We start from the raw sequence: 19220 nt of genomic DNA, 5'->3' as shown, positions 1-19220 counted from the left end.
GGCTCAGCCTCTCGCGCCTGCGGATGTCGCAATGGACTCGACGCCGCACCATTCGGCGACGAACAGCGCCATCGTGGCGGTGATGCGCTTCAGCGACGCCAGGCTGACGCGCTCGTCGACGCCGTGGATGTTTTCCGACTTCGGGCCGTAGCAAAGCGCCGGGATGCGGTCGTAGAGCGCATAGACGCGGGTGTCGAGATAGCCGGCGGTCATGAAGCTCTTCAGGGCCGAACCGGTCGCGGCCTCGTGCGCGTGGCCCAGCACGGTCTCGGCGTCGGAGCCGGGCTCCAGCACATAACCTTCCGCATGGAAGCCGTTGAAGTCCACGCTCGGCGGGTTGTTGGCCAGGAACCGGTCGGACCGCGCGAAGGCGCCGATGCGCTCGCGGATCTCGCGGGCGGCCTCGTCGGCGCTCGTGCCCGGATAGATCGAGACGCGGCAGTCGATGCGGCACCAGCAGGGCACCGAGGAGGCCCAGTCGCCGCCCTCGATCTTGCCGATGTTGAGGTTGATCGGATGCTCCTCGTTCTCGAAGTGGGGCCGGCCCGCCTTGCGGGCGTTCCACTCTTCCTCAAGCCCGCGCAGGTCGGCGATGATCCGATAGGCGGCGTCGATGGCGTTGGCGCCCGCGCCCATCTCGCGCACATGAACGGGCACGCCGCGCACCTCCACCTGGAACCAGAGCACGCCCGTGTTGGCGCGCACCAGCATCTCCTCCTCCGGCTCGGGGATGAGCACGGCGTCCGCCTTGTAGCCGCGCAGATGCGTCATCAGGGCGCCGTTGCCGGTGGACTCCTCCTCCACGACGGACTGCACATAGACGGTGGCCGCCGGCTGCAGGCCGATGCGGCGCAGCGCGTCGAGGCAGAACAGGTTGGCGGCATGGCCGGCCTTCATGTCTGCGCCGCCGCGGCCATAGACCCAGTCGCCCTGGATGGCGGGTTCGAAAGGTGGGCGGCTCCACATGTCGGCGGGGCCTGTCGGCACCACGTCCACATGCGCCTGCAGGATCAGCGAGCGGCCGGCCTCGTTTCGCGGCCGGTGGATGCCGACCACGATGGGCGCTTGCGAATGCTCGGCGCTGAACGGCGCGCCGCCCGGATGGGCCGTGATGGCCGCCTCGTCCATGGCGAAGCGGTCCATCGCCAGGCCTCGGTCGCGCATGGCGCGGAACACGAAATCCTGGATGGCCTGCTCCTCGCCGCGCAGCGACGGGAAGCGGATCAGATCTTGCGTATAGGCGACCTGCTCGGAAAAGCCGGCGTCCACGGCGGCGATGATGCGGTCACGCAGGGCGGGGTCGAGCGGCATGGGTTTGGTCCTTTGGCGGCCGGCTTTCTCCCGGCATTGCGGGGAGCGAAGCGACAAACAATCCAGGCGTCCGGCCTGACGCCCAGCGTCTGGATTGCTTCGCTTCGCTCGCAATGACGGGAGAGTGGTTCGGAGATGTTTGTCCACATCACGGCGCCTTGAGCCTGCGGGCGCCGGGCACGGCGGCGAGGAGTTGCTGGGTGTAAGGGTGCTTCGGCGCGGCGAAGAGCGTGGCGGTGTCGCCCATCTCGACGATCTCGCCGCGCTGCATCACGGCGATCCGGTCGCAGATCTGGGCGGCGACGCGCAGGTCATGGGTGACGAACAGGATGGCGAGGCCGAGCCGTTTCTTCAGGTCCTGGATGAGGTCGAGGATCTGCGCCTGCACGGAGACGTCCAGCGCCGAGACCGCCTCGTCGGCGACCAGGATCTCGGGATCGAGCGCCAGGGCGCGGGCGATGCCGATGCGCTGGCGCTGGCCGCCGGAGAATTCATGCGGGTAGCGGTCGATGGCGCCCGGCGTCAGGCCGACAAGGGCCAGCAATTCGCGGGCCCGCTCCAGCGCTGCCTTTGGCTCGACGCCCTGCGCCACCGGCCCCTCGGCGATGATGCGGCCCACCGTGCGGCGCGGGTTCAGCGACGCGAAAGGGTCCTGGAACACCATTTGGATGCGCTTGCGGTGCGGCCGGAAGGCGCGCGCCGACAGGGCCGTGATGTCGAGCTCGTCGATGCGGATCTCGCCGGCGTCGGGCTCGATCAGCCGCAAGCAGCAGCGGCCGACCGTGGACTTGCCGGAGCCGGACTCGCCCACCAGCCCGAGCGTCTCGCCGCGGGCGATGGAGAAAGAGACGTCCGACGCCGCCTGCACGACCCGCCCCGCGCCGAAAAGGCTGCGCCGTTGGTAGATCTTGCCCAGGCCCTTCACCGACAGGACGGGTTCGCCTTCGGCGCGGGGCCGGGGAGGGGGCGGCGTCAGCGACGGCACGGCCGCGAGCAGCCGTCTGGTGTAGTCGTGCCGGGGATCGCCCAGCACGGCGTCGGCCGGGCCTTGCTCCACCACGACGCCATGCTGCAGCACCGCGATCCGGTCCGCGATCTCGGCGACGACGCCGAAATCATGGGTGATGAACAACACGGCCGTGCCGTGGTCGCGGCGGAGCGCATCGACCAGTTTCAGGATCTGCGCCTGTGTGGTGACGTCGAGCGCGGTCGTGGGTTCGTCGGCGATCAAAAGCTTTGGCTGGAGCGCCAGCGCCATGGCGATCATCACGCGCTGGCGTTGACCGCCGGACAGCTGATGCGGGAACGCACGGGCCATGCGAGCCGGGTCGGGCAGGCCCACCTCGGTCATGAGCTCCACGGCGCGTCGCATCCGGCTCGCACCGTCGCCGATGCGGTGCGCCTCGAGCGTTTCGGCGATCTGGTCCCCGACCCTCATGACGGGGTTCAGCGACGTCATGGGCTCCTGGAAGATCATGCCGACCTCCCGCCCGCGAACGTCCCGCATGGCGGCGTCGTCCAGCGCCAGCAGGTCGCGCCCGTTGAGGAGCACCTGGCCGGCGACCGGCTTCACGGCCCGGGGCAAGAGGCCCATCACGGCATGGGCGGCCATGGACTTGCCGGACCCGGACTCGCCGACGACGCACAGCAGCTCGCCGGGCGCGATTGCGAGATCGAGGCCGCTCACGGCGTACGGGCGGTCCGCCAGAGCGGGCAGGGCGAGCGTGAGGCCGCGGATGTCGAGAACGGGGCGCTGGCTCACTCGCGGCCTCGCGACAGGCGCGGGTTGAGCGCATCGTTGAGCCCTTCGCCAACAAGATTGAGCGCCAGCACCGTGAGGAAGATCGCCACGCCGGGGAAGAAGCTTATCCACCACGCGTCCATCAGGCGGGTGCGGCCGGCGCCCACCATGTAGCCCCAGGTCATCAGGTTTGGATCGCCGAGGCCCAGAAAGGAAAGGGACGATTCCAGCAAGATGGCGCTCGCGACCATCAGGGACGCCATCACGATGATGGGCGCGACTGTGTTGGGCAGCACCTGGCTGAAGATGATGCGCAGCGTCGATTGCCCGACCGTGATGGCGGCTTGGACGTATTCGCGCGTCCGCAGCGACAGCACCTCGCCCCGCACGAGGCGCGCCACCGGCGGCCAGCTGACGATGCCGATGGCGAGCACGATGGAATAGATCGAGGGCTGCAGCACGGCGACGAGCACGATGGCGAGCGCGAAGCTCGGGATGGTCTGGAAGAATTCGGTGATGCGCATCAGCGCGTCGTCGATCCAGCCGCCGAAATAGCCGGCCAGCGCGCCCAGAGGCACGCCGATGAGGAGCGCCACAAGGGTGGACACGAAGCCGATCAGGATGGAGATTCGGGTGCCGTGGACAAGCCCGGCCGCAACGTCGCGGCCTAGCGTGTCGGTGCCAAGGAGGAAGCGGTCGGTGACAAAGGGCGCGGTGAAGGGCCGCGCCACCATGCGCCAGGGCGAGGTGGGGTAGAGCCAGGGGCCGAGCACTGCGAACGCGAGCAGCGCGATCAGCAGAACGAGGCCGACCAGCGCGCCCTTGTTTGCGGCGAACCGAGACATGAAGCCCATCAGGCGGCCTCGATGCGCGGGTCGGCGACCCGGTAGACGAGGTCCGTCACGATGTTGAACAGCACCACCATGGCGGAGCAGACAAAAAAGACGCCGAGCAGCACCGCGTAGTCGCGCTGCACCAGCGCCTCGAACATGAGGCGGCCGATTCCCGGCCAGGCGAAAACGGTCTCGGTCAGCACCGCGCCGCCTACGAGCTGTCCGGCCTGCAGGCCGGCGAGCGTCACAATCGGCAGGATGGCGTTGCGGGCGATGTGGCGGCGGGTGATCACCGAGGGGCGCAGCCCCTTGGCGCGGGCCGTCTTGATGAAGTCCGCCCCGGCGATCTCCAGCATGCTGGCGCGCATCATGCGGGCGTAGAGGGCGGTGAAGAAGAGGCCCAGCGTCAGCGCCGGCAGAACGAGATGGCTGGCGATGTCGAGCGCACGGGCGAGGCCCGTGTAGTGGGCCCCGATGGTCTCGTAGCCCACATTGGGCACCCAGCCGAGCTTCAGCGCGAACACGATCTGGCTCATCAGCGCGATCCAGAACAATGGCGTGGCGTAGAACACCAGCGCGGCCGTGGTGATCAGGCTGTCTGACCACCGCCCGGCGCGCGCCGCGGCCAAGATGCCGAGCAGGCTGCCGAGCGCCAGCGAGATGATGAAGGCCGCGCCCGTGAGCAGCAGCGTGGCGGGCAGGCGCTCCCCGACCACGGCCGCGACGCTGCGCTGCTGGCGATAGCTGTAGCCTAGGTCGAGCGTGGCGTAGCCCTTCAGGTAGACGCCCAGTTGATAAGGAATGGAGCGATCGAGCCCGAACTGCTCGCGCAGCTGCTGCAGGAATTGCGCATCCGCGGCGCCGGCCTCGCCCGCCATCACGGCCGCGGGATCGCCCGGCGCGGCGCGGATGAGAAAGAAGTTCAGCACCGCGATGGCGAAGAGCACGACGACGCCCTTCAGCAATCGCGACGCCAGGAACCGGGCCATGCCCATCAATCAAACATCCTTCTCACCGCCGCGACGTGTGGCAGGCGGAACCCTCTCCCGCGCAGCGGGGGAGGGCAGGGAGGGGCGGGGGGTGCGCGGCGTCGTTCGCGGAGCACGACCGCCCCCTCTGTCGGCTGGCGCCGACATCTTCCCCGCCGCGCGGGATAGAGATGCGCAGAGCCCGCGAAAGCGCGCCTACTCCTTCCAGGCGTCGCGGAAGCCGTCATTCACGCCAATGCCGGTGGTGACCAGGTTCTTGATGTTGCAGCGATAGATGGTCGGGTATTCGAGCTCGAGCAGCCACAGAACGGGCAGGTCCTCGGCCAGCACCTGCTGCACCTTGGTGTAGAGCTCCTGGCGCTTCTCGGGCGTCGGCGCGACGGCGGCGTCGGCGAAGAGCTTGTCGGCCTCCGGGTTGGAGTAGCCGCCCACATTGCCGAACGGGTTGCCCTTGGCAATGTTGCCCGACACGTAGGAGCGGCTGACGCCGATGGCCGGGTCGCCGAGCTGGTAGAGGAAGTTGAAGGTAAGGTCGAAGTCCCAGTTGCTGGTCTTCTGCACCCAGCCGGGGACGTCCGTCGTCACAATCTCCATGTTGATGCCGACATCAGCAAAGTTCTGCTTGATCGCCTCGGCCCAGCGCGTCCACGTCTCGCCATAGGGCAGGCCCAGGAACTTGATGGTCTCGCCCTTGTAGCCAGACGCCTTGACGAGCTCCTTCGCCTTCTTTGGGTCGTAGGAGTACTTCTTCACGTTATCCGAGTAGAACTTGGTCTTGGACGAGATAGGCCCGGTCGGGATCTTGCCGAAGCCGTTCCAGACGACGTCTTTCCCGAAATCCCGGTCGATGGCGTACATCATCGCCTGACGGAATTCCTTGCTGCCCAGAATGCCATTGCGCACGTTGGGGGTGATCCACGCGTGGGGGGCAAACATTTCCCAGCCCTTGGTGGTCATGCAGGTGTTGGGCAGCTTGGCCAGCCGCGGGACGTCGAAGATGTCCACCGCGCCGCCGGTCAGCACATCGACCTTGCCGGTCTCGTACGCGACTGCGCGGGCCGCGGCGTCCGGAATGAACGGGTAATAGACCTCGTCCAGCGCCGGCTTGTCCTTCAGGTAGTAATCCGGGTTGCGGACCAGCTGGATGTAGGAGCCCTTCTTCCATTCCTTGAACTTGAACGGGCCGGTGCCGATCGGCGTGTTGTTGTTCGGATTGTTCTTGTAGTCCGTGCCCTCGTAGAGGTGCTTCGGGATGATGGGCGCGGAAGCGACCTCCATGGCGAAAAGCAGCGGGCCGAAGGGCTGCTTCATCGTGATGACGACGGTCTTGTCGTCTGTCTTCTCGATCTTCTCGACCTGATTGTTGACGATGGGGCGCCAGCGCGGGTGCACCTCCCGCAGGAACTTGTCGAGCGTGAACACCACGTCGTCGGCCGAGAACGGCTTGCCGTCGTGCCACTTCACTTCGTCCTGCAGCGTGAAGGTGAAGACTTTGGAATCCTCCGACACCTTCCAGCTCTTGGCCAATGACGGCATGGGCTGGAGCTTGTCGTCGAAGCGCAACATCGATTCGTAGATGTTGCCGGCGATCATGTTTGTGGGGCCGGTCTGGTTGAGGCCCTGCATCAACATCGGGGGCTCAGGGGTGACGATCACCTGGGCCACGCCGCCCTTCTTGGGCGTCTGCGCAAGGGCGCTGGCGGAACCCAACAAGGCCAAGGCAAGCGCCAGCGACGCCGTCTTTTTCCAAAGCTGCATCAGAAATGTCCCCGTATCGCCCATTGAAGCCTGGATTATGCAAGCCGTTGCGACACTGTCAAAAACGACTTCCGCGTGCAGGGCATTTGCGGACCTGTTCTGCTCCCGCAGGGCTCGACCCTGGTCGGGAGCGGCTGCATGATCCCGCTCCATCAAGAGGGACCGCCGATGACCGACCACACGCTCCACGCATCGCTCGAAACCTGCTGCTGGGGATGGTTCGACGCCCGCAACGCGCCGGTCCTTACCATCGCGAGCGGCGACCGCGTGACAGTGGACAGCCTCAGCGGCGGGCCGGACGTGTTGCCGCCGACCGGCTTCCACGTACCGCCTGAGCTTCTCGCCCTACACGCGGCGCAGACGGGCCCGACGTCAGGGCACATCATAACCGGTCCGATCGCCGTGCAGGGCGCCAAGGTCGGCGACGTGCTGGAAGTCCGGATCCTCGACGTCCAGCTCCGGCAGGATTGGGGCTTCAACTACAACCGGCCGCTCTCGGGCACGTTGCCGGATGACTTTCCCGCCTATCACTACATGAACATCCCGCTCGACGCGGAGCGCATGGTCGGGCGGCTGCCCTGGGGGCTGGATATCCCGCTGAAGCCCTTCTTCGGCGTCATGGGCGTCGCGCCGCCGCCGGAATGGGGCCGTTGCACGTCCATCATCCCGCGCGCCTTCGGGGGTAATCTGGACAACAAGGAGCTGGTCGCAGGCTCGACGCTTTATCTCCCGGTCTTCGTGGATGGAGCCATGTTCTCGTGTGGAGATGGGCACGGCGTTCAGGGCGATGGCGAGGTCAATGTCACGGCCATCGAGACCGCGCTCCAAGGGACGCTCGAACTGCATTTGCGCAAGGATCTCGGCTGGACCTATCCGCGCGCCGAAACACCGACGCGCCTGATGACGTTCGGCATGGATCCCGACCTCGACCGCTGCGCCGAGAAGGCGCTGCGCGACATGATCGCCTGGATCGTCGACCGCACGGGGATCACGCGCGAGCAGGCCTATGCGTTGTGCAGCCTCGCGGCGGACCTGCGCATCACCCAAACCGTGAACCAGCACAAAGGCGTTCACTGCATGATCGACAAGGCGCTGGTCGAGGCGAGGGCGAGCTGACGCACGGCTTTTCTCCTCACCGTCGCCTTGCAAACCGGTTTAGATGACGTCAAACACCGCCCGCCACCTTGGGGCCGTTCAGGAGAGATCAGATGCGCGCCGTCGTCATTCATGCGCCCATGGACCTGCGGGTGGACTCGATCGCCGAGGCGCCGGCGCCCGGCCCCAACGAGGTGCGCGTGGCCATCAAGGCCGGCGGCATCTGCGGGTCGGACCTCCATTATTATCATCACGGCGGGTTCGGCTTGGTGCGCGTCAAGGAGCCCATGGCGCTCGGCCATGAGATTTCGGGCGTCGTCGCCGAACTGGGGGAGGGCGTTTCGCACCTGGCGATCGGCGCGCGCGTGGCCGTGAACCCCAGCCGGCCTTGCGGCCGTTGCGACTACTGCCAGCGCGGCATGCGGCAGCACTGCACCGACATGCGCTTCATGGGCAGCGCCATGCGGTTTCCGCACGTGCAGGGCGGCTTCCGTGAATATGTGACGATCGACGCTTCCCAGGCCGTGCCGGTGGCCGACTCGGTCAGCCTCGGCGAAGCCGCAATGGCGGAGCCGCTCGCGGTGTGCCTGCACGCTGGCGTCCAGGCCGGGCCGCTGCTCGGCAAGCGTGTGCTCATCACAGGCGCGGGGCCCATCGGCGCACTGTGCCTGCTGGTCGCGCGCCTCGGCGGCGCGTCCGAAATCCTCGTCACCGACATGGCCGACAAACCGCTGGAGCTCGCCCGCTCGCTGGGCGCCTCCCGCACCGTTAACGTTGCGCGAGAAGGCCATGAACTCGAGCCGTTCAAGGCCAACAAGGGAACGTTCGACGTGCTGTTCGAGGCGTCGGGAGCCCAGCCGGCGCTTGTCGGCGCGCTCGACATCCTGCGCCCGGGAGCCGTGATCGTGCAGGTCGGGCTCGGCGGCGACATGAGCCTGCCTATCAACACCATCGTGGCGAAGGAGCTGCAGTTGCGCGGCACCTTCCGGTTCGACCATGAGTTCGAGCTGGCGGTGCGCCTCATGGGCGCCGGCCTGATCGACGTGAAGCCGCTGATCAGCGCAACGTTGCCGTTCCAATCGGCAGTTGAAGCGTTTGACCTTGCCGGCGATCGCACCCGGGCGATGAAGGTGCAGTTGAGCTTCTAATTTGATTTAGCAACTCAAAGTAAAGTACCTTATTTCGCGCAACCTGGCGCTGTATTTTTGGGCCTCTGGCAGGCGTTTACTGAATCCTCAACGCTTCACATCTAGTGTGAAGCGTGTGTCGAGTTAGGGTTTGGTGCGTCGAGATGATCAAGGCTCCGCTGTATGCCAGCGTCACTGTGCTCGTCGCGGACGAAAGCCCGTTCGTTCGCCGGATCGTCAGGAACATGTTGATGTCAGTCGGCATGCGGCAGGTTGTCGAGGCTTCGACCGGCTACGAAGCGCTGGAGCGGCTGGGCGAGATCAAGCCCGGCCTGATCATCATGCAGTGGGAGCTTCCGGAGTTCTCTACAGTCGAGATCCTGGACATCTTGCGCGATCCGACGCGGGTGCGTGAAACGAGCGTGCCAGTGATCGTCACCACGGAGCGACCCACGCGCCGGGTGGTGGATTCGGCGGCCGAGAGGCAGGTCTACCACGTGCTGCGCAAGCCGTTTTCGCCCAAGATGCTATGGGAGCGCATCGGCCACTTCTTTGACGATCAGAACCAGCCGCAGATGGATGAGCGGATCGCGCCCAAGATCGTGCGGTCGCAGAGCATGCTGCTGAACCCGGCTCCGGCGCCGGTCGAGGAAGGGCCGCAGCATGACTCCTGGGAAGCCGCTGCGGCCGCCGGCTGAGCTCAGTAGGTCGCGCGTCCGCCCGAGAGGTCGAACACGGCGCCGGTGGTGAAAGAATTGTCCGGCGATACGAGCCAGGCGATCATTGCGGCTGCTTCGTCGACCATCAGGAACCGGCCGCGCGGGATGCGCGAGAGCATGTAGTCGATATGCTCCTGCTTCATCTGGTCGAATATGCGCGTCTTGGCGGCGGCCGGGGTCACGCAGTTCACCGCGATGTCGTGGGAGGCGAGTTCCTTGCCGAGGGACTTCGTGAGCGCGATCACGCCCGCCTTGGCGGCCGAATACGCGGACGCATTGGGGTTGCCTTCCTTTCCGGCGATGGACGCCACGTTGACGATGCGCCCATAGCCGCGCGCCACCATGCCGGGCGTCACGGCCCTGCAGCAGTAGAAGACGCCGTTGAGGTCGATGTCGATGACGCGGCGCCACTCTTCGATCGGGTAGTCGGCCACGGGCGCATTCTGGCCCGCGATGCCGGCGTTGTTCACCAGAATGTCGAGCCGTCCGAACTCGGCCTCGGTCTTGCGGGCCGCCGCAAGGCAGGAATCCGGGTCGGTTTGCTCGTACGCGACCGTGATCAGCCGGCCCTTGTCGGCCAGAGAGGAGGCGGCTTCGGCGAGAAGCGCTTCGTCCCGATCCCACAACGCCACCAAGGCGCCTGATTCGAGCAACCGGGCGGCCACCGCGTAGCCGATGCCCTGCGCGCCTCCGGTGACGGCCGCCGCGCGGCCTTGAAGATCGATGGTGTTGGACATAACTGAGCATTTCCCGTTGGTTGCCGACGCAACTATACGGATCGGGGGTTCTCGGTCGAGGTCGATTGCGCTCCCGTCGCAGTCGCGACCAACGGCGAAGCCGGTGCGACCCCCTTGTGTCTTGCGGTTCCCGATGCGCTGCGATAAGCCTCCGCGCGACCCTCCTTGGAGGGGCGGGACGCTGATCTTCGGCGATTTTACGACCCGCCCGACCTCTTGTGGTTGCGTCGACCCCTAAAAGCCGTCCGGCTTTCGGGAATATCGTTCGAGTTTCGCCGCCCGCGCGGAGACGCCATGCCCGCCTATCTGGTCGAATATCTGCCGCTCGTGCTGTTCATCGGCGTGTCGCTGGTGATCGCCGGGGCGCTGCTCGTGGCGCCCTTCATTATCGCCTACCAGAACCCGGATCCCGAGAAGCTGTCGGCCTACGAGTGCGGCTTCAACGCGTTCGACGACGCCCGCATGAAGTTCGACGTACGGTTCTACCTCGTGTCGATCCTGTTCATCATCTTCGACCTGGAGGTGGCGTTCCTGTTCCCGTGGGCGGTCGCCTTCCGGGAAGTTGGGCTGTTCGGTTTCTGGTCGATGATGATCTTCCTCGGCGTCCTCACGATCGGCTTCGTCTACGAGTGGAGAAAAGGAGCCCTGGAATGGGATTGACCCTCACCAACGAGGGCGCTCTCGTCGCTCCGGCCCCGAAGGGCATCATTGATCCCAACACCGGCAAGCCGGTCGGGCACAATGATCCGTTCTTCTCGGACGTGAACGCCGAGCTCGCAGACAAGGGTTTCATCGTCACCGCCACGGATGATCTCATCCAGTGGGCCCGAACGGGCTCGCTGATGTGGATGACGTTTGGTCTCGCCTGCTGCGCTGTCGAGATGATGCAGATGTCGATGCCGCGCTACGACGTGGAGCGCTTCGGCTTCGCGCCGCGCGCCTCGCCGCGCCAGTCGGACGTCATGATCGTGGCCGGCACGCTGACCAACAAGATGGCTCCCGCGCTGCGCAAGGTCTACGACCAGATGCCGGAGCCGCGCTACGTGATCTCGATGGGCAGCTGCGCCAATGGCGGCGGCTACTACCATTACTCCTATTCTGTGGTCCGCGGCTGCGACCGCATCGTGCCGATCGACGTCTACGTGCCGGGCTGCCCGCCCACCGCCGAGGCGCTGCTCTACGGCGTGCTGCTGCTGCAAAAAAAGATCCGCCGCACCGGCACCATCGAACGCTAAGCGCGAGCGGGCCGCGGCCCGTTCGTTTCCTGCCCGGCCTGTCCGAATTCCAAGCGCGGCTCCCGCGCAAACTGACCGAAGAAAGCCAGTTCTCATGCCAGTCCATACGGACGAGACGCTGAAACAGCTTGGCGACGCCATTCAGGGCGCGCTTCCCGGCGCGGTGACTGGGACGAGCGTGTCGTTCGGCGACCTGTCGATTGAGGCCGAGGCCTCGCAGATCGTCTCGGTGCTGCGCCGGCTGCGCGAGGACCCGCAATTCGGCTTCATCTGCTTCATCGACCTTTGCGGCGTCGACTATCCGGCGCGCGAAAAGCGCTTTGACGTCGTCTACCACCTGCTGTCCCCGCGGCTGAACACGCGCGTGCGCGTCAAGGTGCAGACGGACGAGGTGACGCCTGTGCCATCCACGATCGAGGTCTTCCCGGCCTCGAACTGGTTCGAGCGCGAGGCCTACGACCTCTACGGCATATTGTTCTCCGGCCATCCCGACTTGCGCCGCATCCTCACCGACTACGGGTTCGAGGGGCATCCGCTGCGCAAGGACTTCCCGACCACCGGTTTCGTGGAGGTTCGTTGGGACGAAGAGCAGAAGCGCGTGGTGTACGAGCCCGTCAAGCTCACGCAGGAATTCCGCAGCTTCGACTTCCTGTCGCCGTGGGAGGGCGCCGACTACGTGCTCCCGGGCGACGAAAAGGCCAAGGCGTGAGGCGATAGGTCATGACTGAAACCGCCATCCGCAACTTCTCGATCAACTTCGGGCCGCAGCATCCGGCCGCGCACGGCGTGCTGCGCCTTGTGCTGGAACTCGACGGCGAAGTGGTCGAGCGCGTCGACCCGCATATCGGGCTGCTGCATCGCGGCACCGAGAAGCTGATCGAGTCCAAGACTTACCTGCAGTCGGTCCCGTATTTCGACCGGCTCGACTACGTCGCGCCGATGAACCAGGAGCACGCCTTCTGCCTGGCGGTGGAGAAGCTCCTTGGCATAACGGTCCCGCGCCGCGCGCAGCTCATCCGGGTGCTCTACTCGGAAATTGGGCGGCTCCTGTCGCATCTTCTCAATGTCACCACGCAGGCCATGGACGTGGGCGCGCTCACCCCGCCGCTGTGGGGCTTCGAGGAGCGCGAGAAGCTGATGATCTTCTACGAGCGCGCCTCCGGGTCGCGCATGCATGCGGCCTATTTCCGGCCGGGCGGCGTCCATGCCGACCTGCCGCCGGAGCTGGTCGACGACATCGAGGCGTTCTGCGATCCGTTTCTGAAGGTGCTCGACGATCTCGACGCGCTGTTCATCGGCAACCGCATCTTCAAGCAGCGCAACGTCGACATCGGCGTCGTCACGCTGGACGAGTGCTGGGCCTGGGGCTTCTCGGGCGTCATGGTGCGCGGCTCGGGCGCCGCGTGGGACCTGCGCAAGGCGCAGCCCTACGAGTGCTACGAGGAGATGGAGTTCGACATCCCGGTCGGGCGCAACGGCGACAACTACGATCGCCAGGTGATCCGCATGGAAGAGATGCGCCAGTCCGTGCGCATCATGAAGCAGTGCGTCGCCAAGCTGCGCGAGCCGGCCGGGCAGGGGCCCATCGCGACGCTGGACGGCAAGATCGCGCCGCCCAAGCGCGGCGAGATGAAGCGCTCCATGGAAGCGCTGATCCATCACTTCAAGCTCTACACCGAAGGCTTCCGGGTGCCCGAGGGCGAGATCTACGCCGCCGTTGAGGCGCCCAAGGGCGAGTTCGGCGTCTATCTGGTGGCGGACGGCACCAACAAGCCATATCGCTGCAAGATCCGCGCTCCGGGCTTCGCCCATCTCCAGGCCATGGACCACATGAACCGCGGCCACATGCTGGCCGACGTGTCGGCGATTTTGGGATCGCTCGACATCGTGTTCGGCGAGGTGGATCGGTGATCGTTTGCGCACGCGCCGCCGCGCGGTTCGTGCGGGTATGAGGACGTCATGTCAGTCAGAAGACTAGCCGCAGAGCAGCCCGAGAGCTTCGCCTTCACGCCGGAGAACCTGGCTTGGGCGCAGGGCGTGATCGCGAAGTATCCGGAGGGCCGGCAGGCCTCGGCCGTGATCCCGCTGCTGTGGCGCGCGCAGGAGCAGCACGACTACTGGATCTCCAAGGCGGCGATCGAGTATGTCGGCCAGATGCTCGGCATGCCGTATATCCGCGTGCTCGAGGTCGCGACCTTCTACACGATGTTCAACCTGGAGCCGGTCGGGAAGCACTTCATCCAGCTGTGCGGGACGACGCCGTGCCGCCTGCGCGGGGCCGAGGACATCATCAAGGTCTGCCACGACCGCATCGGCGACCAGCGCCACGTCACCCCCGACGGCCAGTTCTCCTGGCTGGAGGTCGAGTGCCTTGGCGCCTGCTGCAACGCCCCGATGGTGCAGATCAACAACGACTACTACGAGGACCTGACGCCCGAGAGCTTCAACAAGCTGCTCGACGATCTGGCCGCCGGCCGGCCCGTGAAGAAGGGTCCGCAGAACAGCCGGCACACGTCCGAGCCCGAGGGCGGCGTGACGACGCTGACCGATCCGGCGCTGTATGACGGCTCGGCCGTGGGCGCGTGGCGCAAGCGCTTCGAGGAAGAAGAGGCGAAGGCCAAGGCGGCCGCCGCCGAAAAGGACGCCGCCGAAAAGAAGGCTGCTTCCGACCAGGCGATCGCGGCGGAAGCCGCCGCCAACCCGAAGCCCGGCAAGCCCAGCGACGACACGGCTGGTCGCAACGTGACGGACACGCCGGCGCATCGGGTCGCCGAAGGCAAGGACGCGGTGTCTCCCGCCGACAAGGCCAAGGCCGGCGACGCCACCAAGTCGACCTCCGACGAGCCAACGTCGACGCGCCCGAAAGCGCCCACGCTCGACAAGGCGTCGTCGTACACGGCCAACCCGAACCAGGGCGACGCCAAGAAGCCCGCCGGCGACGAACCGGCGAAGGGGTGAGCGGACATGCTGGCTGATCGCGATCGCATTTTCACCAACCTCTACGGCCTCCAGTCTCCCGGCCTGAAGGCCGCGCAGATGCGCGGCGCGTGGGACGGCACCAAGTTCCTGCTCGAGAAGGGCCGGGACTGGATCGTCGACGAAATGAAGAAGTCGGGCCTGCGCGGCCGCGGCGGCGCGGGCTTCCCGACCGGCCTGAAATGGTCGTTCATGCCCAAGGTGTCTGACGGGCGCCCAAGCTACCTCGTTGTCAACGCCGACGAATCCGAGCCTGGCACCTGCAAGGACCGGGAGATCATGCGGCATGACCCGCATCTTTTGGTCGAAGGCTGCCTGATCGCCTCCTTCGCGATGGGCGCCAACGCCTGCTACGTCTACCTGCGCGGCGAGTATATCGCCGAGCGCGAGGCGCTGCAGCGCGCCGTGGACGAGGCCTACGAGGCGCGTCTGGTCGGCCAGGACAACGTCCATGGCTGGCCGTTCGACATCTACGTCCACCATGGCGCCGGCGCTTACATCTGCGGCGAGGAAACCGCGCTGCTGGAGAGCCTGGAAGGCAAGAAGGGCATGCCGCGGCTGAAGCCGCCGTTCCCGGCCAATATGGGCCTTTATGGCTGCCCGACGACCGTGAACAACGTCGAGTCGATCGCGGTTGCGGGTACCATCCTGCGCCGCGGCGCGGCCTGGTTCGCGGGCATCGGCCGGCCCAACAACGTTGGCACCAAGCTCTTCTGCGTGTCGGGGCACGTCAACAAGCCCTGCAACGTCGAGGAAGAGCTCGGCCTGACCTTCCGCGAGCTGATCGACCGCCATTGCGGCGGCATTCGGGGCGGCTGGGACAATCTGAAGGCCGTGATCCCGGGCGGCTCGTCCGTCCGCATGGTGCCGGCCGACCAGATCATCGACACGCCGATGGACTTCGACAGCCTGTCGAAGCTGAAGTCGGGCCTTGGCACCGCGGCCGTGATCGTGATGGACAAGTCGACCGACATCGTCCGGGCGATCGCGCGCATCAGCTACTTCTACAAGCACGAGAGCTGCGGCCAGTGCACGCCGTGCCGCGAGGGCACGGGCTGGATGTGGCGCGTGCTGACCCGCATGGCCGAGGGTCGCGCCCAGAAGCGCGAGATCGACATGCTGCTGGAAGTGACCAAGCAGGTCGAGGGCCACACCATCTGCGCGCTCGGCGATGCGGCGGCCTGGCCGGTGCAGGGCCTGATCGCTCATTTCCGCCACGAGATCGAGGCGCGTATCGACCAGTACGCCGCCAACCCGCACAGCGAGCCTGTCCGCAATTTCGGCGTGGCGGCGGAATAAGAAAGAGTGCATCGATGACCAAGATCATCGTCGACGGCATCGAGCTCGACGTTCCGGCTGAGTACACGCTGTTGCAGGCGTGCGAGGAAGCCGGCGCCGAGATCCCGCGCTTCTGCTTCCATGAGCGGCTCTCGATCGCCGGCAACTGCCGCATGTGCCTCGTCGAGGTGAAGGGCGGGCCGAAGCCTGTCGCGTCGTGCGCCTGGGCCGTGCGCGACTGCCGGCCGGGCCCGAACGGCGAGCCGCCAGTGATCTCCACGAAGTCGCCGATGGTGAAGAAGGCGCGCGAGGGGGTGATGGAGTTCCTCCTCATCAACCACCCGCTGGATTGCCCGATCTGCGACCAGGGCGGCGAGTGCGACCTGCAGGACCAGGCGATGGCCTACGGCGTCGACACGTCCCGTTTCGCCGAGAACAAGCGCGCGGTCGAGGATAAGTATATCGGCCCGCTCGTAAAGACGCAGATGAACCGCTGCATCCAGTGCACGCGCTGCGTCCGCTTCTCCACCGAGGTCGCGGGCGTACCGGATCTCGGCGCCATCGGCCGCGGCGAGGACATGGAGATCACCTCCTACCTCGAAAGCGCCATGCAGTCCGAATTGCAGGGCAACGTCATCGATCTTTGCCCGGTTGGCGCGCTGACGTCCAAGCCCTACGCCTTCAAGGCCCGGCCGTGGGAGCTGTCCAAGACCGAGTCCATCGACGTCATGGACGCGCTCGGCTCGGCCATCCGGGTCGACGCGCGCGGCCGCGAGGTCATGCGCATCCTGCCGCGGCTCAACGAGGCCGTGAACGAGGAGTGGATCTCCGACAAGACCCGCTTCATCTGGGACGGCCTGAAGACGCAGCGCCTCGACAAGCCCTATGTGCGGGTCAACGGCCAGTTGCGGCCGGCGTCCTGGGGCGAGGCCTTCCAGGCCGTCGCGGCCAGGCTGAAGGGCGCCGATCCCAAGCGCGTCGGCTTCATCGCGGGCGATCTCGCCTCCGTTGAGGAGATGTACGCGCTGAAGCTGCTCGCCGCCTCGCTGGGCGTCGCCAACATCGACGGCCGGCAGGACGGGACCAAGCTGCACCCGAAGTTCGGGCGCGCGTCCTACCTGTTCAACAGCACCGTGATGGGCATCGAGGAGGCGGACGCGGTTCTGCTGGTCGGCACGGATCCGCGGCGCGAGGCGCCGGTGCTCAACGCCCGAATCCGCAAGCGCTGGCGCATGGCGCCGCTGCCGGTCGGGCTGATCGGCGAGCCGGTCGACCTCACCTATGACGTGCAGGTGCTCGGCGCCGGCGCCGAGACGCTGGCAGGCGTGCTCGACGGCTCGGTCGGCTTCGCGGACGCGCTGAAAAACGCCAAGAAGCCGCTGATCATCGTCGGGCAGGGCGCGTTGATGCGTCCGGACGGCGAGGCCATCCTGGCGCTCGCCGCTAAGCTGGCGCAGGCGGTGGGCGCTGTCACGGCCGAATGGAACGGCTTCAGCGTGCTCCACACGGCCGCCGCCCGCGTCGGCGCGCTCGATCTCGGCCTCGTGCCGGGTGACGGCAGCCTCGACGCTCTTGCGATGGCGGCTCCTGGCGCGCTCGACGTCGCCTTCCTGCTCGGCGCGGACGAGATCGACGTCGCCCCGGGCGCGTTCGTGATCTACCAGGGCACGCATGGCGATCGCGGCGCGCATCGCGCCGACGTGATCCTGCCGGGCGCGGCCTACACGGAAAAGAGCGGGACATACGTCAACACCGAAGGCCGGGTTCAGCTCGGCGCCCGCGCGAGCTTCCCCCTTGGCGACGCCAAGGAAGACTGGGCCATCCTGCGCGCCCTGTCGGACGTGCTCGGCCAGCGCCTGCCGTTCGACTCGCTGCCGCAACTGCGGGCGAAGCTTTTTGCCGACTACCCGCACATGGCCGCCATCGACCGCATCACGCCGGCGGATTTCGCCGGACTGTCCGGGCTGGCGAACGCCGCCGGGACGACCGACAAGGCGCCGTTCCGCCGCGCCGTGACGGACCTCTATCTCACCAATCCGATCGCGCGCGCGTCGGCCGTGATGGCCGAGTGCTCGGCGCTGGCTCAGGGCGGCGTCGCCGTCGCGGCCGAGTAAGGAACAGGACGATGGATCTCTTCCTTTCCGTGCTGCTGATGCTGGGCAAGAGCCTCTTGCTCATCGTTTGCCTCCTGGTGTTCATCGCCTTCGCGCTTTATGGCGACCGCAAGGTCTGGGCGGCCGTGCAGCTGCGGCGCGGTCCCAACGTGGTGGGTCCCTGGGGGTTGATGCAGTCCTTCGCGGACCTGCTGAAGTTCGCCCTGAAGGAGCCGGTGATCCCGTCCGGCGCCAACAAGGGCATTTTCCTCCTGGCGCCGTTCGTCACCACGCTGCTGGCGCTCTCGGCCTGGGCCGTGATCCCGCTCAGCGACGGCTGGGCGCTGGCCGACATCAATGTCGGCATCCTCTACCTCTTCGCGATCTCGTCGCTGGGCGTCTACGGCGTCATCATGGGCGGCTGGGCGTCGAACTCGAAGTACCCGTTCCTGTCGGCGTTGCGCTCGGCGGCCCAGATGGTGTCCTACGAGGTCTCGATCGGCTTCGTGATCATCACGGTGCTGCTCTGCGTCGGGTCGCTGAACCTCACCGACATCGTCAACGCGCAGGACACCCGCGCGGGCCTGTTCGGCTGGTACTGGCTGCCGCTGCTGCCGATGTTCGTGATCTTCTTTATCTCGGCGATGGCCGAGACGAACCGGCCGCCTTTCGACCTGGTGGAAGCCGAGTCCGAGCTCGTGGCCGGCTTCATGGTCGAGTATTCGTCGACGCCGTACCTGCTGTTCATGCTGGGCGAGTACGTGGCCATCATGACCATGTGCGCGCTGATGACGATCCTGTTCCTTGGAGGCTGGCTGTCGCCGATCCCGTTCGCGCCCTTCACCTGGATCCCGGGCGTGATCTGGTTCGTGCTCAAAGCATCGTTCATGTTCTTCCTGATCGCCATGGTGAAGGCGTTCGTGCCTCGCTACCGGTACGACCAGTTGATGCGCCTTGGCTGGAAGGTGTTCCTGCCGATTTCGCTCGCCATGGTGGTGATCGTGGCCGGCGTGCTGCAGTTCACCGGCTGGGCGCCGGGGCACTGAGATGGAGCCGTCCGTCGCGGGCCTGATCGGGGCCGGGGTCGGACTGGCGCTTGGCTATGTCGACTATCGCGTCGTCAGCGGCGTGGTGGAGGGAAGGCTTCGCAAGCTGGACGATTCCAGCAGCGCGGAGCAAAAGGCGGTCTTCGAACGCAAGTTGCGCATTCTGCGCATCGTGCTCTTCATCGGGACCGTGCTGTTTTTCCCGGTGATCGGATACCTGCTGGGGTTGACGATCGCGGGACGCTGAATGGCGCGCCGGCAGGGCAGGGGTCCTGAACGGCG

The 19220-nt window shown here is 66.4% G+C and carries 17 protein-coding genes and 1 pseudogene; 12 read left to right on the top strand and 6 right to left on the bottom strand.

The annotated features are described in order from the left end of the window. Window positions 1-3: 3 nt before the first annotated feature. From IEV99_RS12115 to IEV99_RS12095, 5 genes are all read right to left on the bottom strand, one after another. Window positions 4-1311: an ArgE/DapE family deacylase gene (locus IEV99_RS12115; protein ID WP_188518049.1), complete on the bottom strand. Its 1308-nt coding sequence runs from the start codon at window positions 1309-1311 to the stop codon at window positions 4-6. A gap of 148 nt (window positions 1312-1459) precedes the next feature. Next, window positions 1460-3073 (bottom strand): ABC transporter ATP-binding protein, encoded by a 1614-nt coding sequence (locus tag IEV99_RS12110; RefSeq protein ID WP_188518048.1) that lies wholly within the window; start codon window positions 3071-3073, stop codon window positions 1460-1462. Further along, complete coding sequence (locus IEV99_RS12105; RefSeq protein WP_188518047.1) at window positions 3070-3906, bottom strand: ABC transporter permease; 837 nt, start codon at window positions 3904-3906, stop codon at window positions 3070-3072. Before IEV99_RS12105 ends, IEV99_RS12110 begins: the two co-directional genes overlap by 4 nt. Beyond that, complete coding sequence (locus IEV99_RS12100; protein WP_188519633.1) at window positions 3906-4874, bottom strand: ABC transporter permease; 969 nt, start codon at window positions 4872-4874, stop codon at window positions 3906-3908. Before IEV99_RS12100 ends, IEV99_RS12105 begins: the two co-directional genes overlap by 1 nt. Window positions 4875-5069: 195 nt before the next feature. Beyond that, window positions 5070-6632: an ABC transporter substrate-binding protein gene (locus IEV99_RS12095; RefSeq protein ID WP_188518046.1), complete on the bottom strand. Its 1563-nt coding sequence runs from the start codon at window positions 6630-6632 to the stop codon at window positions 5070-5072. A gap of 168 nt (window positions 6633-6800) precedes the next feature. On the opposite strand from IEV99_RS12095, the gene IEV99_RS12090 reads away from it, so the two are divergent. From IEV99_RS12090 to IEV99_RS12080, 3 genes are all read left to right on the top strand, one after another. Continuing rightward, entirely contained in the window at window positions 6801-7748 is a 948-nt protein-coding gene (locus IEV99_RS12090) for an acetamidase/formamidase family protein (RefSeq protein ID WP_188518045.1), read from the top strand. A 92-nt stretch (window positions 7749-7840) separates the two neighbouring features. After that, window positions 7841-8875, top strand: coding sequence for an L-idonate 5-dehydrogenase (locus tag IEV99_RS12085; RefSeq protein WP_188518044.1), 1035 nt, complete (start codon window positions 7841-7843; stop codon window positions 8873-8875). Between the two features lie 143 nt (window positions 8876-9018). Further along, a complete protein-coding gene (locus IEV99_RS12080; protein WP_188518043.1) occupies window positions 9019-9552 on the top strand; it encodes a response regulator in 534 nt (177 codons plus the stop codon). 2 nt (window positions 9553-9554) lie between these two features. Here the strand turns inward: IEV99_RS12080 and IEV99_RS12075 are convergent, their stop codons facing one another. Then, complete coding sequence (locus IEV99_RS12075; protein WP_188518042.1) at window positions 9555-10310, bottom strand: SDR family NAD(P)-dependent oxidoreductase; 756 nt, start codon at window positions 10308-10310, stop codon at window positions 9555-9557. A gap of 294 nt (window positions 10311-10604) precedes the next feature. Between IEV99_RS12075 and IEV99_RS12070 the strand changes: the two genes are divergently transcribed. The 9 genes and pseudogenes from IEV99_RS12070 (at window position 10605) to IEV99_RS12030 (ending at window position 19185) form a co-directional block, all read left to right on the top strand. Beyond that, complete coding sequence (locus IEV99_RS12070) at window positions 10605-10970, top strand: NADH-quinone oxidoreductase subunit A (protein WP_188518041.1); 366 nt, start codon at window positions 10605-10607, stop codon at window positions 10968-10970. Then, window positions 10961-11545, top strand: coding sequence for a NuoB/complex I 20 kDa subunit family protein (locus tag IEV99_RS12065; RefSeq protein WP_188518040.1), 585 nt, complete (start codon window positions 10961-10963; stop codon window positions 11543-11545). The genes IEV99_RS12070 and IEV99_RS12065 overlap by 10 nt, the downstream gene beginning before the upstream one ends. 94 nt (window positions 11546-11639) lie before the next feature. Next, the gene (locus IEV99_RS12060) at window positions 11640-12254 is read left to right on the top strand and encodes an NADH-quinone oxidoreductase subunit C (RefSeq protein WP_188518039.1); all 615 of its coding nucleotides are present in this window, start codon (window positions 11640-11642) and stop codon (window positions 12252-12254) included. A gap of 11 nt (window positions 12255-12265) precedes the next feature. After that, on the top strand, window positions 12266-13456 hold the full coding sequence (locus IEV99_RS12055; RefSeq protein WP_188518038.1) for an NADH-quinone oxidoreductase subunit D: 1191 nt from the start codon (window positions 12266-12268) through the stop codon (window positions 13454-13456). 48 nt (window positions 13457-13504) lie between these two features. Further along, window positions 13505-14392 (top strand): annotated as a pseudogene (gene nuoE, locus IEV99_RS12050) (NADH-quinone oxidoreductase subunit NuoE); the annotation flags it as partial. Between the two features lie 117 nt (window positions 14393-14509). Beyond that, complete coding sequence (nuoF, locus tag IEV99_RS12045) at window positions 14510-15820, top strand: NADH-quinone oxidoreductase subunit NuoF (protein WP_188518036.1); 1311 nt, start codon at window positions 14510-14512, stop codon at window positions 15818-15820. A 14-nt stretch (window positions 15821-15834) separates the two neighbouring features. Continuing rightward, on the top strand, window positions 15835-17913 hold the full coding sequence (gene nuoG / locus IEV99_RS12040) for an NADH-quinone oxidoreductase subunit NuoG (RefSeq protein WP_188518035.1): 2079 nt from the start codon (window positions 15835-15837) through the stop codon (window positions 17911-17913). Window positions 17914-17924: 11 nt separating this feature from the next. Continuing rightward, on the top strand, window positions 17925-18938 hold the full coding sequence (gene nuoH, locus IEV99_RS12035; protein WP_188518034.1) for an NADH-quinone oxidoreductase subunit NuoH: 1014 nt from the start codon (window positions 17925-17927) through the stop codon (window positions 18936-18938). A 1-nt stretch (window position 18939) separates the two neighbouring features. After that, complete coding sequence (locus tag IEV99_RS12030; protein ID WP_188518033.1) at window positions 18940-19185, top strand: hypothetical protein; 246 nt, start codon at window positions 18940-18942, stop codon at window positions 19183-19185. Window positions 19186-19220 lie beyond the last annotated feature (35 nt).

It is taken from the genome of Alsobacter metallidurans, assembly GCF_014636935.1.
GTDB classification, from domain to species: domain Bacteria; phylum Pseudomonadota; class Alphaproteobacteria; order Rhizobiales; family Beijerinckiaceae; genus Alsobacter; species Alsobacter metallidurans.
Note: the sequence above shows the minus strand (reverse complement) of the source record. Positions and strands in the feature narration are given on the sequence as shown.

What these genes read in the sequence shown, in the direction of transcription:
- IEV99_RS12115 (WP_188518049.1), bottom strand. Translation starts at nt 1,311, where the DNA reads ATGCCGCTCGACCCCGCCCTGCGTGACCGCATCATCGCCGCCGTGGAC.
- IEV99_RS12105 (WP_188518047.1), bottom strand. Translation starts at nt 3,906, where the DNA reads ATGGGCTTCATGTCTCGGTTCGCCGCAAACAAGGGCGCGCTGGTCGGC.
- IEV99_RS12100 (WP_188519633.1), bottom strand. Translation starts at nt 4,874, where the DNA reads ATGGCCCGGTTCCTGGCGTCGCGATTGCTGAAGGGCGTCGTCGTGCTC.
- IEV99_RS12095 (WP_188518046.1), bottom strand. Translation starts at nt 6,632, where the DNA reads ATGCAGCTTTGGAAAAAGACGGCGTCGCTGGCGCTTGCCTTGGCCTTG.
- IEV99_RS12090 (WP_188518045.1), top strand. Translation starts at nt 6,801, where the DNA reads ATGACCGACCACACGCTCCACGCATCGCTCGAAACCTGCTGCTGGGGA.
- IEV99_RS12085 (WP_188518044.1), top strand. Translation starts at nt 7,841, where the DNA reads ATGCGCGCCGTCGTCATTCATGCGCCCATGGACCTGCGGGTGGACTCG.
- IEV99_RS12080 (WP_188518043.1), top strand. Translation starts at nt 9,019, where the DNA reads ATGATCAAGGCTCCGCTGTATGCCAGCGTCACTGTGCTCGTCGCGGAC.
- IEV99_RS12075 (WP_188518042.1), bottom strand. Translation starts at nt 10,310, where the DNA reads ATGTCCAACACCATCGATCTTCAAGGCCGCGCGGCGGCCGTCACCGGA.
- IEV99_RS12070 (WP_188518041.1), top strand. Translation starts at nt 10,605, where the DNA reads ATGCCCGCCTATCTGGTCGAATATCTGCCGCTCGTGCTGTTCATCGGC.
- IEV99_RS12065 (WP_188518040.1), top strand. Translation starts at nt 10,961, where the DNA reads ATGGGATTGACCCTCACCAACGAGGGCGCTCTCGTCGCTCCGGCCCCG.
- IEV99_RS12060 (WP_188518039.1), top strand. Translation starts at nt 11,640, where the DNA reads ATGCCAGTCCATACGGACGAGACGCTGAAACAGCTTGGCGACGCCATT.
- IEV99_RS12055 (WP_188518038.1), top strand. Translation starts at nt 12,266, where the DNA reads ATGACTGAAACCGCCATCCGCAACTTCTCGATCAACTTCGGGCCGCAG.
- nuoF (WP_188518036.1), top strand. Translation starts at nt 14,510, where the DNA reads ATGCTGGCTGATCGCGATCGCATTTTCACCAACCTCTACGGCCTCCAG.
- nuoG (WP_188518035.1), top strand. Translation starts at nt 15,835, where the DNA reads ATGACCAAGATCATCGTCGACGGCATCGAGCTCGACGTTCCGGCTGAG.
- nuoH (WP_188518034.1), top strand. Translation starts at nt 17,925, where the DNA reads ATGGATCTCTTCCTTTCCGTGCTGCTGATGCTGGGCAAGAGCCTCTTG.
- IEV99_RS12030 (WP_188518033.1), top strand. Translation starts at nt 18,940, where the DNA reads ATGGAGCCGTCCGTCGCGGGCCTGATCGGGGCCGGGGTCGGACTGGCG.